The 20,435-nt window shown below is 70.2% G+C and carries 20 protein-coding genes; 6 read left to right on the top strand and 14 right to left on the bottom strand.

Annotated elements, in window-relative coordinates; genetic code table 11:
* Positions 1–17 precede the first annotated feature (17 nt).
* Entirely contained in the window at positions 18–527 is a 510-nt protein-coding gene (locus ACFYTQ_RS22630; RefSeq protein ID WP_387364145.1) for a DUF1772 domain-containing protein, read from the top strand.
* Between the two features lie 2 nt (positions 528–529).
* On the opposite strand, the gene ACFYTQ_RS22625 is transcribed toward ACFYTQ_RS22630, so the two are convergent.
* Together ACFYTQ_RS22625 and ACFYTQ_RS22620 are read right to left on the bottom strand one after the other, a co-directional pair.
* Positions 530–952, bottom strand: coding sequence for a tautomerase family protein (locus ACFYTQ_RS22625; protein WP_387364142.1), 423 nt, complete (start codon positions 950–952; stop codon positions 530–532).
* A 13-nt stretch (positions 953–965) separates the two neighbouring features.
* Positions 966–1,667, bottom strand: coding sequence for an SDR family oxidoreductase (locus tag ACFYTQ_RS22620; protein WP_387364140.1), 702 nt, complete (start codon positions 1,665–1,667; stop codon positions 966–968).
* Positions 1,668–1,724: 57 nt separating this feature from the next.
* Here ACFYTQ_RS22620 and ACFYTQ_RS22615 point away from each other — a divergent pair, with 57 nt between their 5' ends.
* The gene (locus ACFYTQ_RS22615) at positions 1,725–2,306 is read left to right on the top strand and encodes a TetR/AcrR family transcriptional regulator (RefSeq protein WP_387364137.1); all 582 of its coding nucleotides are present in this window, start codon (positions 1,725–1,727) and stop codon (positions 2,304–2,306) included.
* On the opposite strand, the gene ACFYTQ_RS22610 is transcribed toward ACFYTQ_RS22615, so the two are convergent.
* A complete protein-coding gene (locus ACFYTQ_RS22610; RefSeq protein WP_387364134.1) occupies positions 2,287–3,915 on the bottom strand; it encodes a class I adenylate-forming enzyme family protein in 1,629 nt (542 codons plus the stop codon). The two genes, ACFYTQ_RS22615 and ACFYTQ_RS22610, sit on opposite strands and share 20 nt — an antisense overlap.
* Positions 3,916–3,932: 17 nt before the next feature.
* Positions 3,933–4,976 carry an NAD(P)-dependent alcohol dehydrogenase gene (locus tag ACFYTQ_RS22605; protein WP_387364289.1) on the bottom strand — a complete coding sequence of 348 codons (1,044 nt, stop codon included), beginning with the start codon at positions 4,974–4,976 and terminating at the stop codon, positions 3,933–3,935.
* 104 nt (positions 4,977–5,080) lie between these two features.
* On the opposite strand from ACFYTQ_RS22605, the gene ACFYTQ_RS22600 reads away from it, so the two are divergent.
* The gene (locus ACFYTQ_RS22600; RefSeq protein WP_387364131.1) at positions 5,081–5,674 is read left to right on the top strand and encodes a TetR/AcrR family transcriptional regulator; all 594 of its coding nucleotides are present in this window, start codon (positions 5,081–5,083) and stop codon (positions 5,672–5,674) included.
* Here the strand turns inward: ACFYTQ_RS22600 and ACFYTQ_RS22595 are convergent, their stop codons facing one another.
* Positions 5,675–6,010, bottom strand: a complete 336-nt coding sequence (locus tag ACFYTQ_RS22595; protein WP_387364128.1) for a TfoX/Sxy family protein — start codon at positions 6,008–6,010, stop codon at positions 5,675–5,677.
* Between the two features lie 84 nt (positions 6,011–6,094).
* On the opposite strand from ACFYTQ_RS22595, the gene ACFYTQ_RS22590 reads away from it, so the two are divergent.
* Positions 6,095–7,798 (top strand): metallophosphoesterase, encoded by a 1,704-nt coding sequence (locus tag ACFYTQ_RS22590; protein ID WP_387364125.1) that lies wholly within the window; start codon positions 6,095–6,097, stop codon positions 7,796–7,798.
* Positions 7,799–7,828: 30 nt separating this feature from the next.
* On the opposite strand, the gene ACFYTQ_RS22585 is transcribed toward ACFYTQ_RS22590, so the two are convergent.
* The 3 genes from ACFYTQ_RS22585 to ACFYTQ_RS22575 form a co-directional block, all read right to left on the bottom strand.
* Positions 7,829–8,812: an alpha/beta hydrolase gene (locus ACFYTQ_RS22585; protein ID WP_387364122.1), complete on the bottom strand. Its 984-nt coding sequence runs from the start codon at positions 8,810–8,812 to the stop codon at positions 7,829–7,831.
* A gap of 124 nt (positions 8,813–8,936) precedes the next feature.
* Complete coding sequence (locus ACFYTQ_RS22580) at positions 8,937–9,383, bottom strand: VOC family protein (RefSeq protein WP_387364119.1); 447 nt, start codon at positions 9,381–9,383, stop codon at positions 8,937–8,939.
* A 98-nt stretch (positions 9,384–9,481) separates the two neighbouring features.
* Positions 9,482–10,315, bottom strand: coding sequence for a helix-turn-helix transcriptional regulator (locus ACFYTQ_RS22575; protein ID WP_387364116.1), 834 nt, complete (start codon positions 10,313–10,315; stop codon positions 9,482–9,484).
* A 113-nt stretch (positions 10,316–10,428) separates the two neighbouring features.
* Here ACFYTQ_RS22575 and ACFYTQ_RS22570 point away from each other — a divergent pair, with 113 nt between their 5' ends.
* On the top strand, positions 10,429–11,487 hold the full coding sequence (locus ACFYTQ_RS22570) for an aldo/keto reductase (RefSeq protein WP_387364113.1): 1,059 nt from the start codon (positions 10,429–10,431) through the stop codon (positions 11,485–11,487).
* Between the two features lie 3 nt (positions 11,488–11,490).
* Here the strand turns inward: ACFYTQ_RS22570 and ACFYTQ_RS22565 are convergent, their stop codons facing one another.
* From ACFYTQ_RS22565 to ACFYTQ_RS22540, 6 genes are all read right to left on the bottom strand, one after another.
* Complete coding sequence (locus ACFYTQ_RS22565) at positions 11,491–12,360, bottom strand: sirohydrochlorin chelatase (RefSeq protein WP_387364110.1); 870 nt, start codon at positions 12,358–12,360, stop codon at positions 11,491–11,493.
* A 43-nt stretch (positions 12,361–12,403) separates the two neighbouring features.
* Positions 12,404–13,627: a uroporphyrinogen-III synthase gene (locus ACFYTQ_RS22560; protein ID WP_387364107.1), complete on the bottom strand. Its 1,224-nt coding sequence runs from the start codon at positions 13,625–13,627 to the stop codon at positions 12,404–12,406.
* A complete protein-coding gene (nirD, locus tag ACFYTQ_RS22555; protein WP_387364104.1) occupies positions 13,624–14,022 on the bottom strand; it encodes a nitrite reductase small subunit NirD in 399 nt (132 codons plus the stop codon). Before nirD ends, ACFYTQ_RS22560 begins: the two co-directional genes overlap by 4 nt.
* Positions 14,023–14,087: 65 nt before the next feature.
* The gene (nirB, locus tag ACFYTQ_RS22550) at positions 14,088–16,625 is read right to left on the bottom strand and encodes a nitrite reductase large subunit NirB (RefSeq protein ID WP_387364102.1); all 2,538 of its coding nucleotides are present in this window, start codon (positions 16,623–16,625) and stop codon (positions 14,088–14,090) included.
* A gap of 23 nt (positions 16,626–16,648) precedes the next feature.
* The gene (locus tag ACFYTQ_RS22545) at positions 16,649–18,118 is read right to left on the bottom strand and encodes a nitrate/nitrite transporter (protein WP_387364099.1); all 1,470 of its coding nucleotides are present in this window, start codon (positions 18,116–18,118) and stop codon (positions 16,649–16,651) included.
* 205 nt (positions 18,119–18,323) lie between these two features.
* Complete coding sequence (locus tag ACFYTQ_RS22540) at positions 18,324–19,565, bottom strand: CynX/NimT family MFS transporter (protein WP_387364096.1); 1,242 nt, start codon at positions 19,563–19,565, stop codon at positions 18,324–18,326.
* A gap of 64 nt (positions 19,566–19,629) precedes the next feature.
* Here ACFYTQ_RS22540 and ACFYTQ_RS22535 point away from each other — a divergent pair, with 64 nt between their 5' ends.
* Positions 19,630–20,307, top strand: coding sequence for a FadR/GntR family transcriptional regulator (locus ACFYTQ_RS22535; protein WP_387364093.1), 678 nt, complete (start codon positions 19,630–19,632; stop codon positions 20,305–20,307).
* Positions 20,308–20,435 lie beyond the last annotated feature (128 nt).

The following is a 20,435-nucleotide window of genomic DNA, read 5'->3' as shown; positions in this document are numbered from 1 at the left end:
GCCGGTGTACTCGAAGCATGACGAATACAACGACTGTCACCGCGTCCACCTCCTCCGCGCTCGGCACCACTTCGCTTGTGCTGGCGACGATTTCGACCGGGTTGTTGGCGGGGGTGTACTACGCGTACGGGACCTCGGTGATGTTGGCGCTGCGGCAGGTGGATGATCGGACGTTCGTGGAGGTGATGAATCGGATCAATGTGGTGATCGTGAATCCGCTGTTCATGTTCAGTTTTCTGGGGTCGGTGGTGCTCACGGGGGTCGCGGCGGCGCTGCACCTGCGGGGGGATCAGCGGCAGGTGTTGTGGTGGGTGCTGGTCGCGCTGGCGCTCAATGTGGTCAGCCTGTTCATCTCCATCGGGGGGAACATTCCGCTCAACAATCAGCTGGCGGATGTGAGCGGTGGGGATTTCGCGGCGTTGCGGCAGGGGTTCGAGATGCCGTGGGTGGGGCTGAATATCGCTCGGGCGCTGGCCAATACGGGGGCGATCGGGGTGTTGGCGATGGCGCTGCGGGCGGCGCGGTGAGGTCAGTACGGGAGGGGGCGGTTGGCCTCGGCCCAGGCGCGTTCGGCGTCGGTGCCGGGGTCGGGCGGCCACAGGCCCGCGATCATCCACAGGTCGCGGGGGGACTCCTCGACGTGAAACTCCCAGTGCAGCTTGCGATCCCGGGTGTAGGGGTGCAGCGTGGCGTCGAGGCGTTCGGTCATCACGCGGCGGCGGTCCGGATCGTCGAGGTGGCGCGCCAGATGCTTGACGACGATGCGGACCGTGGCGTCGGAGGGCTCGCCGCCCACGTAGTAGTCGGCGGCGGGCACCTCGTGGAACAGGACCACGACGTAGAAGGCGGGCAGGCCCACCGCGGTGTAGATCGCGGTGATGTCGGTGGCGAAGGCGCGCTTGTCCTGTTCGGAGTAGGCGCCGACGGGATGGTGAATCTGCCAGAGCGGCATGACGTTTCCTCGTTCAGTTTGCGGTGCGAATGGACAGGCCCTCGACCGGACCGGACAGCGCGGCCTTGACGCGGCGACTGAACTCGTCCACCAGGACCTCGCTCTCCCCGGCGGCCACGGCGTCGAAGACCGCGCGGGCGACGTCGGCGGGGTCGAGCTTCTCCCCCGGGAATGCGCGCACCATATCGGTGTCGGCGAATCCGAGATGCACCCCGACGACCTGCGTGCCCTGCGGCGCCAACTCGATACGCAGCGAATTCGTGATCGACCAGAGTGCCGCCTTGGACGCCCCGTAGGAGCCGACGCCCGCGCTCCACGACAGCACCGAGTGGATGTCGACGAGCGCGCCACCGCCATTGGCCGCCAGGATCGGCGCGAACGCGCGGGCGATCCGCAACGGCCCGAAGACGTTCGTCTCGAAGGTCGCCACCACATGCGCCATCTCGGTCTGCAACAACGGGGCCGGATACAGCACACCGGCATTGTTGACGACGATGCTCACCTCGCCCGCCCGATCCGCCACGGCCGCAATGGAATCCGGATCGGTCACCTCGAGTTCGAGCGGTTCCACCCGTGGATCCGCGCTCGCCACCGGCTTGCGGGCGGTGGCGTAGACCTTGCGCGCGCCGCGGCGCAGCAGTTCCTCGACGAACGAGCGGCCCAGGCCGCGCTGCCCACCGGTCACCAGGGCGACGGCCCCTTCGATTTCTGTCATTTTTAGATTATGATCATCATCTAAGCGAGAGCGCAAGACCGGTCGAGAGGAGTTCACATGCCGCGGACCACCAAGGCCGAGGCCGAGTCGCACCGCCGGGAGGTGCTGGCCGCGGCCGCCGCGCAGGTGCGGGTACGGGGCGCGCACGGGATGAGCGTTCCGGGGCTGATGGCCGCGGCGGGCCTGACCCACGGCGGCTTCTATCGCCACTTCCGGTCCAAGGAGGATCTGGTCGCGCAGGCGTGCGCGGCCGCGTGCGCGGAGAAGGCGCGGGAGATCGACCGCGCGCTCGCGACGAGTCCCGACGCCTCGACCGCGCGCCGGACCTTCATAGAGCGCTATCTGTCCGAGGCGCATCGCGAACATCCCGGGCAGGGGTGCGGGATCGCCGCGCTCGCCGGGGATGTGGCCCGCGCCGACGCCGAAAGCCCTTTGCGCGCCTCCTATCTCGACGGGCTGCGGGAGATGATCGCGAATCTGGACCGGCTCGGGGAGCGGTCGGAGGCGGATTCGGCGGCGCTGGTGGAGGTCGCGGTGCTCGCGGGGGCGCTCATGCTGGCGCGGGCGAGCACCGGGGACGAGCTGTCCGAACGCATACTCGCCGCCGCCCGGGAATTCCTCACGACCGATCGAAGGTGATCTCGCGCCGCACCACCTTGCCGGTCGCGTTGCGCGGCAACGGATTCGAGGTGATCAGCCAGCGCGTCGGCACCTTGAAGTAGGCGAGCCGGGCCGCGGTGAACTCGCGCAGGTCGTCCGCGCGCACCGCGTCGGGGTCCGCGACGACCACCACCGCGGCGACCTCCTGCCCCAGATCCTCGTGCGGCACACCGAGAACCGCGGCCTCGAGCACGGCCGGATGTTCGTCGAGCACATTCTCGATCTCGACGGGGTAGACGTTCTCGCCGCCGCGCAGGATGAGATCGGTGCGGCGACCGGACAGATACAGCCGCCCTTCCGCGAGCATGCCGAAATCGCCGGTGCGCAACCATCTTTCGGCATCGATGGCGGCGGCCGTGGCGGCCTCGTCGTTCCAGTAGCCGAGCATGACGTAGGGACTGCGCACGCAGATCTCCCCGTCGACGCCGTCCGGCACGGGTGCGCCGTCCGCGTCGCGGATCTCGACGGCGACGCCGATGATCGGGCGCCCCACCGTCTCCGGATGCTCGACCAGTTCCGCGGGCGCGGCGACCGTTGCGGCCGTACCGCTTTCGGTGAGTCCGTAGCTGGTGGCCAGCGCGGTCCGGGCCACCGGCAGCCGCTCCCGCATGCGCTGATGGAACGCGGGCGAGGACGGGGCGGCATTGAGCGACAGGGCGGTCAGCGCCGACAGGTCGTACCCGGAGAGGTCGCGGTCGAGCAGCCGCGCGACCATGGTCGGCACCGCGCCCCAATTGGTGACCCGTTCCCGCTCGATCAGCTCCAGCACGCGGTCGGGGTCGAACGATCCCTGATGGATCACCACCGTCGCGCCCGTGGCCAGGCGCGGGATCACCAGATTGTGCAGGCTCGCGATGTGGAACAGCGGCGAGGTCAGCAGGAAGCGTTTCGGGCTCGGCCCGCCCGGGGCGGGCTGCCCGCGCAGGGCGGCGACCACGGCATCGGTGTAACGGTGATAGTCGCTGATGGCCACCAAATTTCGATGCGAGTGCACCACACCCTTGGGGCGGCCGGACGTGCCGCTCGTATAGAGGATGACGGCGGGATCGTCCTCCGCGAGGGACGGGCGGGCGAGGTCGGCGCGGGCGGAGTACGCGGCGATCAGGTCGGGCAGATCGCGTTCCATGGTGAGCGTCGGCACCGAATCCGGAAGCAGCGCAGCGCGTTTCGCGTCGGCGACCACCACCTTCGGGGTGGTGTGGCCCAGGCCGTGGGCGATCTCGGGCGCCGCCCACCACGCGTTGTAGCCGACCGGGATGGCTCCCAGCCGCACCGCCGCCCAGAACGTGACCACCCATTCGGGGGTGTTGGCGGCGAAAATGCCCACCCGGTCGCCCTTTTCGACGCCGAACCGCTCGGCGAGGGCGTGCGCGAGCGCCTCGACGGCGGCGTGGTGCGCGGCGAACGACAGCCGCCGGTCCGCGGTCACCAGGAAGTCCCGATCGCCCCAGGCGCGGGCGGCGTCGAGCAGTTCCAGCAGCGACCGGCGGCGCTGGCGCAGCACCGGAATCGGCGCTCCCAGAACGGTTTCCACGGTCATCTCGAAGGGTCCGCCGGGGGCGGTCAGGGCGGCGACGGCGTCGGTCATCTCGTCCTCGGTGGGGCTCAGGGGATCAGGACGGCGCGACCGCGGATGCGGCCGTGGTCGAGGCGGTCCAGGGCGGTGGGGCCGTCGGCGAGGTCGAAGCGTTCCACGGCCATGCGCAACCTGCCCTGGCGGGCCAGTTCGACCGAGGCGAGCAGGTCACTCTTGGTGCCGCCGTAGGACTTTCGCACCGTCGCACCCCACGGCAGGCCCGGACCGCCGGCGGGGCCAGCGTCGATGCCCGGATTGCCGCCGCCCAGGCCCACCATGCGGTACGCGCCGTTGGGCGCGACCGATTCGACCGCGAGGCGGGCGGTCGGATCGGTGCCGACGAAATCGAAGACCGCCTCGGCGCCCCGGCCGTCGGTGAGTTCCAGGATGCGGGCGGCGGTCTCACCGTCGGCGAGCAGGCCGAGATCCGCGCCGCACTCGGCGGCCAGGTCGAGCTTGTCGGGGGTGACGTCGACGGCGACCACCCGCACGTCCTCGGCCACCGCCTTCAGGATCTGCACCGCGACATGCCCGAGTCCGCCGATGCCGATGGCGACCGCGGTCGCGCCCGGACGCAACTGCTCGCGGGCGCCGCGAATGGCGTGATAGGAGGTGAGCGCGGCGTCGGCCAGCGGCGCGGCCTGCTCGAAGTCGAGGTCGCCGACCGGGACGAAGGAATTCGCCGGGACGCGGACGTAGTCGGCCATACCGCCGTCGGGGCCCAGCCCGGGACACGGCGGCATCGCGGTGCGACCGGCGGCCAGGCACACATTCTCGTTGCCGCTCCGGCATTCTCGGCACGTACCGCAGGACCAGCACAGGTAGACGATGCCGCGCTCGCCGACCGCGCGGCCGGTGACCTCGCCGCCGACGGCCTCGACGGTTCCGGCGATCTCGTGGCCGAGGGTCATCGGATCCTCGCGCAGCGGGAACGGCAGGCCGACCACGAACGAATCGGAATGGCACAGCCCGGCCGCGCCGACGCGGATCAGCAGGTCGTCCGGACCGATCTCGGGCACGGGGACCTCGCGCATCTCGAGCACGCCCGGCGCGGTCAACTGCAACGCGCGCATCACCTGTGTGGCCACGATCGTCTCCCGTATGTGAGGTGGCCCACACGCTAACACTTCGCTTGACAGTGCGTCCAGTGAATGACGGCTCGTCTACTATCGACGCCATGCCCTCGCTGCGCGACGAACAGAAGCGGCTGACCCGGGCGCGGATCATCGACGCGGCGCGCCAATTGTTCGCGGCCCAGGGCTATTCCGGGGTGCGGGTCGACGACATCGCCGCGGCAGTCGGCTGTAGCCGGGCCACGTTCTATCTCCACTTCACCGGTAAGACCGAGGTGCTGCGGGCGATCGCCGAACAGAGCACGCTGCCCAGCGTCATGCGGTTCTACGACGATCTGGATCGGGTGCTGGACAACGGATCTCGCGCGGAGTTCGCGGCGTGGATGACCCGGGCGATCGGGTGGTTCTTCGAGCACAAGGAGCTGCTGCCCGCCTGGGACGAGGCGACCGCTGTGGAACCGGAGTTCCGGGCGGCGGCGCGGGCGGGCATCTCGGCGCTGTCGGACCGGATGACGTCGTATCTGTCGCGCTGGCCCGCGGATCGGCGCGACGAGGCGCGGTTGCGGATCGAACTGCTGGTGGCGCAGCTGGAACGGTTCTTCACGCGGTGGGCCATGCAGGGGACGATCGACGTGTCCGCCGAGCGGGCAGCGGAGGTGCTGACCGATATCTGGTTCCCGGCGCTGCGCGCGCCCTGACTACTTCGGCGGCAGGCCGCGGGCGTAGGCGATGCCGCGCTCGATCCACGCGCTCAGGGCGTCGTCGTCGGCTACGGCTTCGGTACTGATACGCAACCAGTTCCGCATCTCGCGCCCGCCCATGATCATCGGGGTGACCGTGTCGCCGTCGACGAGCCGATCGGCGTCGGCGGGGTCGACACGGACCATGAGACCGCCCTTTCCGCTGGCGGCGACGGCCATATTGCCGCCGATCAGGAAGGCCAGGCCGCCGAACATCTTCTTCTCCACCACCTCGGGCAGGGCGGGGCCCAGCAGGTCGCGGATCCGGTCGGCGAGGTGTTCGTCGTAGGCCATGGTTCGAATTGTTCACCAAGATTTCCCGACGGGTGCGGCGGTTTCGAGTTGCCGCGCGGTGGGGCGCGGACGAACATCCGTCTCATGCCGTCGCCTCGCTTGAACCCTGTCGGTGATGTTCCGGATACCGGGATTCCCGAACGGCTCGCCGCCACCATGACCATGGCCGAGCAGTACGAGTGGCATCGCTCGTTTCTGCGGCGGCGGGCGGTGTCGCGCCGCAACTTCCTGCGCGGTTCCGCCGCGGCCGCGGCCGTCGCGGCGGTCGGGGTCTCGCCGTTCGCGGGGCGGGCGTACGCCGAGGACGCGCAGTTGGCGGTCGGCGGACGGCATGTGGGGTACGGGGCCGACGCGGCGAGTCAGTTGCGGTTCGGGGCGCAGTTGTCGCGAAACCCCAACGGCGTCAAGGTGTTTCTGGAGCACGGGCCGACTCCGGCGCTGGGCGCGTCGATCGAGGCCGAGGTGCGCAACCTGGTCACCCAGATCCCGGACAGCGACGGCGGGGTGCTCGCGGCCGAGCAGTTCTACGCGCACGCGCCGGTCGACGGGCTCGCCGGGCGGGTGCCGCACTTCTACCGGTGGCGGACCTCCGACGGGTTCGTGAGCGATGTGCGCAGCGCGGCCCCGGCCATGCCGTCGGCGCGCAGTGCGGTGCTGCCGTTCCGGTTCACTATGATGGGCGATCAGGGCACCGACGACACGCCGCGGCTGCCAACGGGTTTGGCGGCCGGTGACTACGACGACAACTACTACAAGCCCGACAACGAGCCGACCGTCGCGCACGCGGCGAACGTGCTGAACCAGATCGCCGCCGCCCGGCCGGACTTCCACGTGCTGGCCGGGGACATCGCCTACGCCGATCCGTCGGGGGCCGGGAAGACGCCGGAGTTCGTGCCGTCGGGCGGGAAGCTCGCGGACGGGTTCGACAAGTTCAACCCGTACGTGTGGGACGTGTATCTGGGGAACATCGAGGTCAGCGCGTCGGTGACGCCGTGGATGTTCGCGACCGGCAACCACGATATGGAGGCCGCCTACGGCGAGCACGGGTACGGCGGGCATCTCGCGCGGCTGGATCTGCCGGGCAACGGTCCGGCGGGGTGCCCGTCGGCGTACGCGTTCAGCTACGGCAATGTCGCGGTGCTGTCGCTGGACGCCAACGACGTGTCCTACGAGATCAAGGCGAACACCGGATACTCCGGCGGGGCCCAAACCGGTTGGGTCGGTGCGACTCTCGCGGCCTACCGGGCGAATCCGAACATCGATTTCATCGTCTGCTTCTTCCATCACTGCGCCTACTCGACCACCGATTCGCACGCCAGCGACGGCGGCGTGCGCGACGCGTGGTGCGAGCTGTTCGACCGCTATCAGGTCGATCTGGTGTTGCAGGGGCACAACCACGTCTTCGAGCGCACCGACCCCATCCGCGCGGGCCACCCCACCAAACCGGCGGGCGACAACGCGATCGTCTACCCCGAGACCGACGGCACGGTCTACTACACCGTCGGCGGCGGCGGTCGCCCCCGCTACGGCTTCCAGCCCGGCTCGGACGAGACCTACCGCGGCCACGAGGTCGCCGACCCGTCCGTCCCCAACAGCTACGTCTGGTCCCCCGACGGCCACAAACAGGACGAAGCCGCCCCTTGGTCCCGCGTCCGCTTCCGCAACTACTCGTTCATCCGCGTGGACGTGCGGCCGGGCTACTTCGCCAGTGAGATGGACGTGGTCGCGGTGGACGAGTACGGGCGCGAGTTCGACAAGGTCACCTACCGCCGCCAGGTGCGGCAATAGGCTTGCCGCCCAAGGATTCTCGCGCCTCGGTCACACGCCGAGTGCGGCGGCGAACACGGGCCAGGAGGCGTGCAGGTCGTCCTGCCAGTAGGGCCAGGCGTGGGTGCCCGGGTGCAGTGCGACGGTGGCCGGGATGCCCAGGGCCGCAAGGCGATCGGTGAGGGCGCGTGTGCAGGAGTCGACGACGGACTCCATGACGCCGCCGACCGCCATGCGGTCGGCGAGGGCGGCCGGGTTGCCGGCGATGCTGGGGTCGGTCAGGGCCTCGTGGGGGCCGGGGGCGCCGTTGCCCGCGGACAGGTAGAGCGCGGTGCCGCGGAGGCGATCGGCGTTGAGGATCGGGTCGTGGGCGGACCAGGCGGGGTCGTCGGGGGCGCCCCACATATTGGCGGCGTTCGCGCCGAACAGGCCGAGCTGCGAGGCGACGTAGGCGCGCCCGGCCGGATCGCTGATACGCGGGCAGCCGCTGTAGGAGCCGACGGCCTGGTACAGGCCCGGCGCGTCGATGGCCAGATCCAGCGCCGAGGTCGCCGACATCGAGGTGCCCGCGACCGCGTTGCGCCCGGTCAGCTCGAAGCGGTCCCGCAGCAGCTCGGGCAGTTCGCGAGTCAGGAACGTGGACCACTTGTTGCGGCCCAGCACCGGATCGTCGTTGACCCAGTCGGTGTAGTAGCTCGCCCGGCCGCCCATCGGGACGATCACATTGACCGGCTTGTCCGCGAAGAACTGCGCCGCGTCGGTGCGGGTGGTCCACGGACCGCCGTCCTCGCCGCCGTCGACGGCGTTGAGCAGATACAGCGCCGGCGCGGGGTGGTCCGGATGCGAGATCCACACGGTGACGGGCTTGTTCATGGCGGCGGAGTAGACCACCACCGAGTACTGCCGACCACCCAGCGGCCGCACGTCGAGAATCCCGGGGCTCGGCCCGGGATCCGCGGCGGCCATGGACGGGACTCCGGCGAACGCGGCGACGACGGCGAGCAGAACGACCAGACAACGCGGCAGCCGGTGCATAGCCGCGAGTATCGCACCCCGCGCCACGCGGCGGGCGGCTATTCCAGCGGGCGTGTTCCCCGTCGGAATGCATACGCGGCGCGGCGATCTCGACCGCCCGCGCGTCGTCGCGCCGCGTCCGGCCTCAGCCGGGCGTACGGGCGGCGCGCAGGGTCTCGAGGTCGATCTTGGTCATGGTGCGGAGGGCGGCGGAGACGGCGGGGGCCTGGGGGCCGGTGAGGAGGGTGGGGAGTTCGGTCGGGACGATCTGCCAGGAGAGGCCGTAGCGGTCGGTGAGCCAGCCGCAGGGGCCGGGCGTGCCCTCGGCGGTGAGGGCGGACCAGAGGCGGTCGACCTCGGCTTGGCCTTCGACGGTGACCTGGAGGGAGATGGCGTCGGTGAAGGGATGGCCGGGGCCGCCGTTCATCAGGGTGACCGGGTGGCCCGCCAGTTCGGTGGAGATGACGAAGGGGGCGCCGTCGGGGGTGCGGGTGATGCCGGTGACGCGGGAGCCGGGCAGGAGGCCGACGTAGAACTCGGCGGCCTGCTCGGCCTCGTGGTCGAACCAGACGAAGGTGGTGACGGTGGTCATGACGTGCTCCTCGGGGTCGAGTCGATGTGCTTGCACCCCTTGGTCGAAGCCGTCGACAGGTCTTCGACGTATCTCGCGAAGAAATTTCGCAAGATTTTTCAGCGCGCGGTCAGGCGGTCCAGGGCGGCCTGGCTGTCGGCGTCGGCGGCGCGGTAGATGACCAGGCGTTGGTCGGGATCCTGGATCGGCATCAGGACCTCGAAGCGGACCGCGACCCGGCCGACCTCGGGGTGGCACATGACCTTCACGCCGCGGCCGTTGACACGGACGTCGCGCATGGCCCACATGCGCGCGAATTCGGCGTCCTCGCCGCGGAATTGGGTGATCAGGTCGGCGAGCGCCTGATCCTCGGGGTGGGCGGCCCAGGCGGCGCGCAGGTCCGCGATGCCCTCGCGCACGATCTGGTCGCGGTGGAGGTAGAAGCCGCGCATCCGCGGATGCATCAGGCACAGCCACATGGTGTTGCGCTGCGCCGGGGGCAGCGTGTCGAGGTCGAGCAGCAGCGCCGAGATCTCCGGATTCCAGGCCAGGATGTCGTAGCGGTGGTTGACCAGCATGGCCGGGCGCGGGGACAGATCCAGCACCAACTGGGCCAGCGCCGGGTCGGCGGTGGTGGCCGCCTTGTCGATCTGGGGCGGGCGCTGCTGGGCGAGGTCGAACAGGTAGGCGCGTTCGTCGGGGGCCAGCCGCAGCGCCCGCGCCAGCGCCTCGAGCACCTCCGGGGAGGGGCGCAGCCCGCGGCCCTGTTCGAGCCGGACGATGTAATCGGTACTCACCCCGGCCAATTCGGCGACCTCCTCGCGGCGCAGGCCGGGCGTGCGGCGGGACTGGCGGCGCTGCGGCAGGCCGAAGTCGCGGGGGTCCAGCCGTTCGCGCCGGGTGCGCAGGAAGGCGGCCAATTCCTGGGTCGCGTCCACGGTGCCACTGGTCATTCTCCGATCCTACGAGGGTGGGACCGGCACTCCCAGGAAAGATCCTCCCTTACCCCGCGAGCGACGCGGTCCGACACTCGAATTCGACAGCGAGAACCACACAGGAGGACCTGATGTCGCTCACCCTCGACACCTACCGGCTGCTGGGACGTTCCGGACTGCGGGTCTCCCCGCTCGCGCTCGGCGCGATGACCTTCGGCGCGGACTGGGGCTGGGGCGCGGACACCGACGAGGCCCGCAAACTGTTCGACCTCTACGTCGACCGGGGCGGGAACTTCATCGACACCGCCAACATGTACACCGCGGGCAGCTCGGAGCGCCTGCTCGGCGAGTTCACCCGCGACAATCGCGAAAGCCTGGTGCTGGCAACGAAATACACGATGCTGCGGCGGCCGGGCGATCCCAACTCCGGCGGCAATCACCGAAAGAGCATGTTCGCCTCGGTGGAAAACAGTCTGCGCCAACTGAATACGGATTACATCGATCTTCTCTACCTGCACGCCTGGGACTTCCGGACCCCGGTGGAGGAGATCCTGCGCGGGCTCGACGATCTGGTGCGCCAGGGCAAGGTGCTCTACGTCGGGATCTCCGACGCCCCCGCCTGGCAGGTCTCGCGGATGCAGGCCATCGCGGATCTGCGCGGCTGGTCGCCGCTGGTGGCGTTGCAGATCGAGTACAGCCTCATCGAGCGGACCGTGGAACGCGATCTGATCCCGATGGCCCGGGAGATGGGGCTCGGCGTGGTGCCGTGGTCGCCGCTGGCCAGCGGGGTGCTGTCGGGAAAGTACACCCGCGCCGACCTCGGCGAGGCCGTGGGCTCGCCGGAGGGCACGCGCAAGAATGTGGCGCTGGCCAACGGGTCGCTCACCGAGCGCGGGCTGGACATCGCGGAGGTGGTGAAAGAGGTTGCCGCCGAACTGAATCGGACGCCCTCGCAGGTGGCGCTGGCCTGGACGCTGCGCAATCCGGCCGTCACCGCGCCCATCGTCGGCGCGCGCACCCCGGCGCAGCTGGAGGACAATCTCGGCGCGCTCGAGGTGGAATTCGATGCGGCGCAGGTGGATCGGCTGGAACGGGCCAGCGCGGTGGAGCTCGGCTTCCCGCACGAGTTCCTGAACCGCGCGATGACCCGCAGCGTCACCTTCGGCGATCTGACGGTCGAGGCCCGCTGAGGGTCAGCGCACGGGGGCGAGTTCCCGGGCGGCGGTGTGATAGCGGGCGGCGAGCAGCCGGACCACGGCGGGATGGACCCCGATCGGTTCGGCCACCCCGTCCGCGCCCGCCTCGTGCAGCCGCTGCTGGAACAGCCCGTGCGCCAGCAGATACGACGCGATGAACACCCGCCGCTCCCCCGAATCCCGCAGCCGCGCAACCACATCCGCCACACGCGGAGCGCCGGTGGCGATATAGGCCCGATGCACCGGGGTGTCCAGCCGATCCGCCAGCAGATCGGCCGCCCGCCGCACATCCGCCCGCGCCCGCGGATCGGAGGATCCGGCGGCCGCGAACACCACCGCGTCCCCCGGCCGCCAGCCCGCCGCCAGCAATCGAATCCGCATGATCCGCGCCAGGGCCGGATCCGGTCCCAGCGCCGGAGTGACGGCGACGGCCGGATGCCCACTCTCCGCCACCTCGCGGGGTACGTCCTGATAGACGTGATAGCCCGAGGCCAGGAAGGCCGGGACCACGATTGCCCCGGCGAAAAGCGTGCCGGGGCCACAGGTTTCGGCCGTGCCGGGGCCACAGGTTTCGCCCGCGCCGCGGCCGAAGATTTGGGCCGCGCCCGGGCCAAAGGTTTCGGCCGCGCCCGGGCCAAAGGGTTGGGACGTGCCCGGGCCGTAGGTTGGGGCTGTGGCGGGGCACACGGGGTGGACGGCCAGATCCCGCAGTACCTCGGCCGGAGACGGCCCGAGGACGTCGACGAAGGCGGTGCGGACGGGGGTGGTGAGTTCGCGGGCGACGGCGGCGGCGAGTTCGGCGACCATTTCGACGCCGCGGGTGCTTCTGGTGCCGTGGGCGACCAGGACGAGGGCCGGGTCGGTCATGGCGATCTCCTGCGGGTTTCGGTGGGGGCCGAGGGGGCCCGGGTCAGACGCCCGCGAGGGGGGCCGGGCGGGGCGGGCGGAGCGACGGGTTGTAGCCGCTGACCGGGGGGCGGGGGTTGTTGTCGACGCATTCGGCCGGGTCCAGGGCCAGGCGGTAGCCACGTTTGACGACGGTCTGGACGGCCTTGGGGGTGCCGAGACCCGCTCGGAGACGGGCGATTCCGGTTTCGACGGCGTGTGTGTCGTCGCCGCCGCCGGGCAGGGCGGCGAGCAGATCCTCCCGGGACACCACGCGGCCGGGCTGACGGGCCAGGGCGCGCATGAGGGCCATGGGGGCGGGGGCGAGCTGACGCACCTCGCCGTCGACGACGACGCAGCCGCCGCGCACGCTCAGCACATGCCCGGCGGCGTGAATCCGGTTGGCGCGCCGGGGAAGTTCCTCGGCGACGTGCCGGGCCAGCGCGCCGAGGCGGGCGCGGCCGGGCTGGGAGGTGGTGACGCCGAGCTGTTCCAGCGGGGCGGCGGTGATCGAGCCGACGCAGGCGGGCAGCACCCGGGTGCGGAACGCGTGCAGCACCGCGTCGAGCAGCCCGGTGCCCTTGGCGCGCATGAGGATCGAGGCCACGGCCGGGGCGCTGGTGAAGGTGACGCAGTCCAGCGCGCAGGTGACGATCGATTCGATCATCCGGTCCATCGGGACCAGATCCTCCGGCGGGGTCCAGCGATACACCGGCACCGGCACCACATCGGCTCCGGCGCAACGCAATACCTCGCAGAAGTCCGGAACCGGCTCCCACTCGGTGGTCGCGCCGTGCAGCTGCACCGCGATCCGGGTGCCCTCGATGCCCTCGGCGAGCAGATGGTCGAGCACCTCGGCGGAGGACTCCGAGGCGGGCGACCACTCCTCGCGCAGTTCGGCGGCGCGGATGGCGCCCTTGGCCTTCGGGCCGCGGGCCAGCATCCGGGTCGAGCCGAGCGTGGCGCGCAGGTCCTCGGCCAGACCCCAGCCCTCGGCCGCCTCCATCCAGCCGCGGAAGCCGATACCGGTGGTGGCGACCGTGATCTTGGGCGGGTCGGCCACCAATTCCCTTGTGACGCGCTCCAATTCGGTGTCGTCGGCCAGCGGGATGATGCGGATCGCCGGGGCGGACACGACCGTCGCGCCGCGCCGGGTCAGCAGCGTGGCCAGCTCCTCGGCGCGGCGCGCGGCGGTCACGCCGATGGTGAAGCCCTCGAGACAGCCGGGCGCGGCGGGAGTGGCGGTCATGCGGTGTCACCGCCGTAACAGTCCACGGGTTCGTCCGAGATCAGGACCAGACCGTCCTCGACCCGGACCGCGTAGACCGGTAGCGCCGTCCCCGGATCGTCCAGGCACCGCCCGTCGAGCAGCGAGAACGCCTGCTTGAGCAGCGGCGAGGCCACGATCGGCACCCCGCCGCGATCGCCCACGATGCCGCGCGACATGACCGCCGCGCGCCCGAACGGGTCGATATTGCCGACGGCCGAGAGGGTTCCGTCGGGCAGCAGGAACAGGGCGGCCTGCCGGCCACCTTTCAGCAACACCGCGACGCCGCGGCCGGGGATCAGGAAGTCGAGGCGGCACGCCGCGGTCCAGTCGGTGCTGGTGACCTGGGCGATGCCTGGTGTGTCGAGCACGGTCATCGGTAATTCTCCTCCGAACGCCTTAACCATTGGTACCGGCGGCCTGTTTCCACGCGATTACGCGCCTATTTCCCATCCGTGGCGGCGGCTGTGACGGGGATCTCGGGCATGCCCAGCAGCACGGGGACCTTGCGTTCACCGCTGTCGTCGAAGGCGATCGTGGGATCGGCCTGCTCGGGGGCGTTGACGAAGGATACGAACCGCGCGAGCTTGGCGGGATCGTCGAGCACCGCGGCCCACTCGTCGCGGTAGCCGGCGACGTGGCGGGCCATGGTCTCCTCGAGTTCGGTGGCGATGCCCAGGGAGTCCTCGCACACCACCTGCCGCACGTAGTCGATGCCGCCGTCGAGCGACTCCTGCCACGCGGCGGTGCGCTGCAACCGGTCGGCGGTGCGGATGTAGAACATCAGGTACCGGTCGATGTAGCGGATCAGCGTCTCGTCGTCGAGGTCACCGGCGAGCAGCACCGCGTGCCTGGGTGTGAGGCCGCCGTTACCGCCGACGTAGAGGTTCCAGCCGTTCTCGGTGGCGATGACGCCGACGTCCTTGCCGCGCGCCTCGGCGCATTCGCGGGCGCATCCGGACACGCCCAGCTTCAGCTTGTGCGGCGAGCGCAGGCCGCGGTAGCGCTTCTCCAGCAGCACGGCCATGCCGACCGAATCCTGCTGACCGTACCGGCACCAGGTCGAACCCACGCAGCTCTTGACCGTGCGCAGCGACTTGCCATACGCGTGACCGGATTCCATGCCCGCGTCGACCAGCCGCTGCCAGATCACCGGCAGCTGCTCCACGCGCGCCCCGAACAGGTCGATGCGCTGCCCGCCGGTGACCTTCAGATACAGGCCGAAGTCCTTGGCGATCTGACCGATCGTGATCAGCTGGTCGGCGGTGACCTCGCCGCCGGGCATCCGCGGCACGACCGAGTAGGTGCCGTTCTTCTGGAGGTTGGCCAGGAAGTGGTCGTTGGTGTCCTGCAGGGCGGCCTGCTCGCCGTCGAGGATGTGCTCGTTCGAGGTGGAGGCCAGGATCGACGCGACCGCGGGTTTGCAGATGTCGCAACCCATTCCGGTGCCGTAGCGGGCGATCAGTTCGGAGAACTTGCGGATGCCGGTGCTGGCCACGATGTGGAACAGCTCCTGACGCGACTGGCTGAAGTGCTCGCACAGCGCGCTCGACATCTCGACGCCGGACTGCTCGAGCAGCTTCTTCAGCATCGGCACGCAGCCGCCGCAGGACGTCCCCGCCGACGTACAGCTCTTGATGCCCGCGATATCGCAGGCGCCCTCGGCGATGGCCCCGCAGATCGCGCCCTTGGAGACGTTGTTGCAGGAGCAGATCTGCGCGTCGTCGGGCAGCGCGTCAGCGCCGAGTTCGGCCCCGGCGGGCGAGATCAGCGCGGCCGGTTCGGCGGGCAGTTCGCTGCCGACCAGCGGGCGCAGCGCCGCGTAGGCCGAGGCGTCGCCGACCAGGATGCCGCCCAGCAGCGTCTTGGCGTCGTCGGAGACCACGAGTTTGGCGTAGGTGCCCTTGGCCGCGTCGTGCAGCACGACCGACAGCGCGCCCTCGGTGGTCGCGTGCGCGTCGCCGAACGAGGCCACGTCCACGCCGAGCAGCTTCAGTTTGGTCGACAGGTCCGCGCCCGGGAATTCGCCGGTGCCGCCGAGCAATCGGTCCGCCACGATCTCGGCGGTGGTGTAGCCGGGGGCGACCAGGCCGTAGCAGACGCCCTCGACGGCGGCGACCTCGCCGACCGCGTAGATGTTCGGATCCGAGGTCCGCAGGCCCAGATCCGTCACCACGCCGCCGCGCGCGCCGACCTCGAGGCCCGCGGTGCGGGCGATCTCGTCGCGCGGGCGGATACCGGCGGAGAAGACCACCAGCGAGGCGTCGATGACCGATTCGTCGGACAGCGAGACCCGCAGGCCCGCACCGTCTTCAGCGGGTTCGATCGCGGCGGTGCCGACGCCGGTGTGCACGTGCAGGCCCAGATCGGAGACCAGGCGTTCGAGGATCGCGCCGCCGCCCTCGTCGACCTGCGCGGGCATCAGCCGCGGCGCGAACTCGACGACGTGCGGGGTCATGCCCATGAGCCGCAACGCGTTCGCGGCCTCCAGGCCGAGCAGGCCGCCGCCGACGACCACGCCGACCGCGCCCGGTCCGGCGGCCTGGGCCGCGGCGCGGATGCCGTCGAGATCCTCGATGGTGCGGTAGACGAAGCATTCCGGGCGGTCGTGGCCGGGCACCGGCGGCACGAAGGCGTACGAGCCGGTCGCCAGAACCACTGCGTCGTAACCGATCACGTCGCCGCCGGAGGTGGTGATCTTGCGGCCGTCGCGGTCGATGTTCTCGGCCCGCTCGCCCAGGCGCAGTTCCACCAGGTCGTCACCGGCGTACTCGTTGCCGGGCAGCGCGAGCGCGGTCGCGTCCCACGCGCCGACGTACGACGACAGGCCGACCCGGTCGTACGCCGCGCGCGGCTCCTCGCTCAGCACGACCACCTGCCACTGCCCCTCGGTGTCGCGCGAGCGCAGGGCCTCGACGAAGCGGTGGCCGACCATGCCGTGACCGACGACCACCACGGTCTTGCGCTGGGTGTCCTTCATTGCGTCCTCCCTGGGGATCTCGGTCAGGCCCGGACGGGGGCGTCGGCGGAATCGGTGTGCGACACGGGCTTTCCGCTCTCGGCGGCGATCACCAGCTCCTCGGCCTCGGTGACCACGCTCGATTCGCCGCGCGGGCGGCGCAGGAACACCGCCCAGCAGACCGCCGCGCACAGCACATAGAAGGCGGTGAACACCCAGAACGCGGTGGTGGCGGATTTGGTGGAGGCGTAGGACGAGCGCAGCACCAGGTTGATCGCGACGCCCCCCAGGGCGCCGATCGCGCCGACGAATCCGATCAGCGCGCCCGAGGTGTTCTGCGACCACGCCGCCTTCTCGGCCGAATTCAGTTCCAGCCCTTGGGCTTTCGCGGCGAAGACGGACGGGATGATCTTGGTGACGGCGCCGTTGCCGATGCCCGAGACCACGAACAGCGCGATGAATCCGGCGACCAGCGCGGTCATCACCGCCCCGGTGGGCACGTGGCCGTTGCGGTCGGCGGCCGTGCTCGCCCCGGCGACCACGATGGCCGCGACCATCATGACCGAGAAACCGGCCAGGGTCACCCGCGCGCCGCCGAAGCGGTCGGCCCATTTGCCGCCGTAGGGGCGGGCCAGCGAACCGAGCAGCGGTCCGATGAACGCGATCTGCGCGGCGTGCAGCGCGGCCTGCGCGGGCTTGTCGCCCCCGGCGAGGAAGCTCACCTGCAACACCTGACCGAAGGCGAAGCCGTAGCCGATGAACGAGCCGAAGGTGCCGATGTAGAGGAAGGCGATGGCCCACGACTGCGGAACCTTCAGCGCGGTCCACATGTAGGAGTAATCGGCCTTCTGGTTGCGCACGTTGTCCATGAACAGCGCGGCGCCGGTCGCGGCGATCACGATGAACACCAGGTACACCAGGCACACCACCGAGGCGTTGCCGTAGGCGTTGCCCAGCGCGGCGATGACGGCCAGTCCGATCAGCTGGATCACCGGCACGCCAATGTTGCCGCCGCCCGCGTTCAGGCCCAGCGCCCAGCCCTTGAGCCGCTGCGGGTAGAAGACGTTGATATTGGCCATCGAGGAGGCGAAGTTGCCGCCGCCGAGGCCCGCGAACGCGCCCACGATCAGGAACGTCGTGAACGAGGTGCCCGGCTGGTTGATGAAGTACAGCGTCAGCGCGGTCGGCACCAGCAGCGCCAGCGCGCTGAAGATCGTCCAGTTGCGCCCGCCGAACTTGGCCGTGGCCACGGTGTAGGGGATCCGCAGCACGCCGCCGACCAGGGTCGGGACCGCGCCCAGGAAGAATTTGCCCGCCGCGTCGATGTGGAACACGTCGGTCGGCATGAACAGCACCATCACCGACCAGATCGACCACACCGAGAATCCGACGTGCTCGGCGAACACCGACCAGATCAGATTCCGGCGCGCGATGTTCTTGCCGCCCGCCTCCCAGGCGGCGACGTCCTCGGCGTCCCAGTGCTCGATGTCGCGGTTACGCGTCAGCGTGCTCAAAACCGGCCTCCCAACTTGTCGTCGAGACCCCAAGGTAGGAAACCGGTATTGCGCCGATGCTGCGCGAAATGACCGTCGAGTCAACGGTTGCTCACGACCGCGCGGCCGGGCCCGTGAGAAGCGGATTATGTTTCAGCCATGTGACACAACGGTTTCCGCGCATGACCAACCGCCCGTCACGGGCGGTGCGGCCGTGTGAGACCGGTCAGTTCCAAGTATCCTCGAGCACACAGGGTTTGCACGCCTGCCACGCGCCGACCAACAACACGACCACCGCGACACACAGCAGCGCGAACGGCGCGGCCCACCCGTGGCTCACATCGTGCAGCAGACCGAACATCAGCGGGCCCACGCACGCGACCGCGTAACCGACGCCCTGGGTGAAGCCGGACAGCGCCGCCGACCCGGCCTGGGTGCGGGTGCGCAGATTGATCAGCGTCAACGCCATCGGGAAGGTGCTCGGGCCCAGGCCCAGCAGGATCACCCACAGCAGCGGCGCGCTCATCGGCGCGAACAGCAGCCCCGCGAAGGACACGAAGAACAGCAGCGCGCACGCCACCACGATCGGGAACGGATTGCGCACCCGCGCGGTGACCGCGGGCGCGCTCAGCGCCGCGACCAGGCCGATGAGCGCGAAGATGCCGACCATGGTGCCGCCGAACGCCTCGCTGGCCCCGGCCTCCGCGAAAATCTTGGGCAGCCAGGCGAATACGGCGTAGGTGGTCAGCGAGGTCATGCCGAACATGCCCGCCATCCCCCACGCCAGCGGGGACCGCCAGACCCGGCCCGCGGCCTCGCCCGGCTGCGGCACCGCGCTGATGTCCTCGCCGTCCCGGCCGCGCCGCGCGCGCAGCACGCCCAGCCACGGCAGCACCGCGACGAAGCCGAGCACCGCCCACATGCCCAGCGACAGCCGCCAGCCGTAGGCGTCGGCGACCGGCACGGTGATCAGGGCGGGCACGACCGTGCCCAGCTGGACCATCACGATGTAGAGCGAGCTGAGCACCCCGACCCGATCGGCGAAGTACCGCTTGACCAGCGGCGGGATCACCACATTGCCGACGCCCATCCCGGCCAGCGCGAACGCGGAGAACGCCAGCAGCTCCCAGGTGTCGGGCACGATCGCGCGCACGGCCTGACCCGCGCCGACGGCCAGCATGGCGATCAGGGCGGTGCGTTCGAGGCCGAAGCGGCGTTCGAGGATCGGGGTGAGGATGCCCGCGAAGGCGAACATGGCGGTGGGGATCATGCCGAACACGCCGACCACCGCGGTCGAATAGCCGATGTCCTGGCCGATCCGCTCGGCCAGCGGGCTGAACGCGGTGACCGCGATGCGCAGGGTGGCCGCCGAGACGACGATCGCCGCGAGGACGAGCAGCCGCCCCTCGACGAGGGAACGGCGACGTAGCGGTGGGCGTTCGAGGGTCTGCTCGGCGGTTACGGTCACCGAAAAATCATAGGATGATTGGATGTAATGCGGCAAGAAATGTGATGCGGGGTACCCTTCACACGTGCAACCCGTGCGCCGCACCAGCCTCATCGCTCAGGTGACCGAGCAGCTGCGTGCCGAAATCCGTTCCGGCCGTTGGCCGGTGGGCACCCGGATCCCGACCGAGCCGGAACTCACCGAATTGACCGGCACCGGGCGCAACACCGTCCGCGAGGCCGTGCAGGCGCTCGTGCACGCGGGCATGCTCGAACGCCGCCAGGGCTCGGGCACCTACGTGATCGCGACCTCGGATCTGGGCAACACGCTCACCAAGTACTTCGCCGACGCCGTCACCCGCGACATCCTCGAACTGCGCCAGGCCCTCGACACCACCGCCGCGCGCCTGGCCGCCGAGCGCCGCGACGAGAACGACATCGCGAATCTGACCCGGCTGCTGGAGGCGCGCATGCGCACCTGGGCCGAGCACGGCCCGCAGTCACAGGAATCCATCGACACCGACGTGCAACTGCATCGGGCGATCGTGGTCGCCAGCCACAACGCGGTGTATCTGGAGTTCTACGATTCGCTGCTGCCGGTGATCGCCGAGGCGATCCGGTCGAGTTCGGCGCGGTCGGACGAGGACTATCACGCCGAGCACGAGGAGCTGGTGACCGCGGTCGTCGAGGGCGATCCGGAACGGGCCGCGCGGGTGGCGAACTGCTTCTTCGGCACGCTGATGGCCGAATATCCGGACCGCTGAACGACTTCACAGCGCGTCGCGTGGAACTGTGAGCCAGAATTGGCCCGATCGTCATCGCGGGTGAAATCGGTGTAACGGCCCGTTCGTACGGTAATGCCGATCGCCGGACCACGATGAGGGCGGTCGTA

It is taken from the genome of Nocardia sp. NPDC004068 (assembly GCF_042874315.1).
GTDB lineage: Bacteria > Actinomycetota > Actinomycetes > Mycobacteriales > Mycobacteriaceae > Nocardia.
Note: the sequence above shows the minus strand (reverse complement) of the source record. Positions and strands in the feature narration are given on the sequence as shown.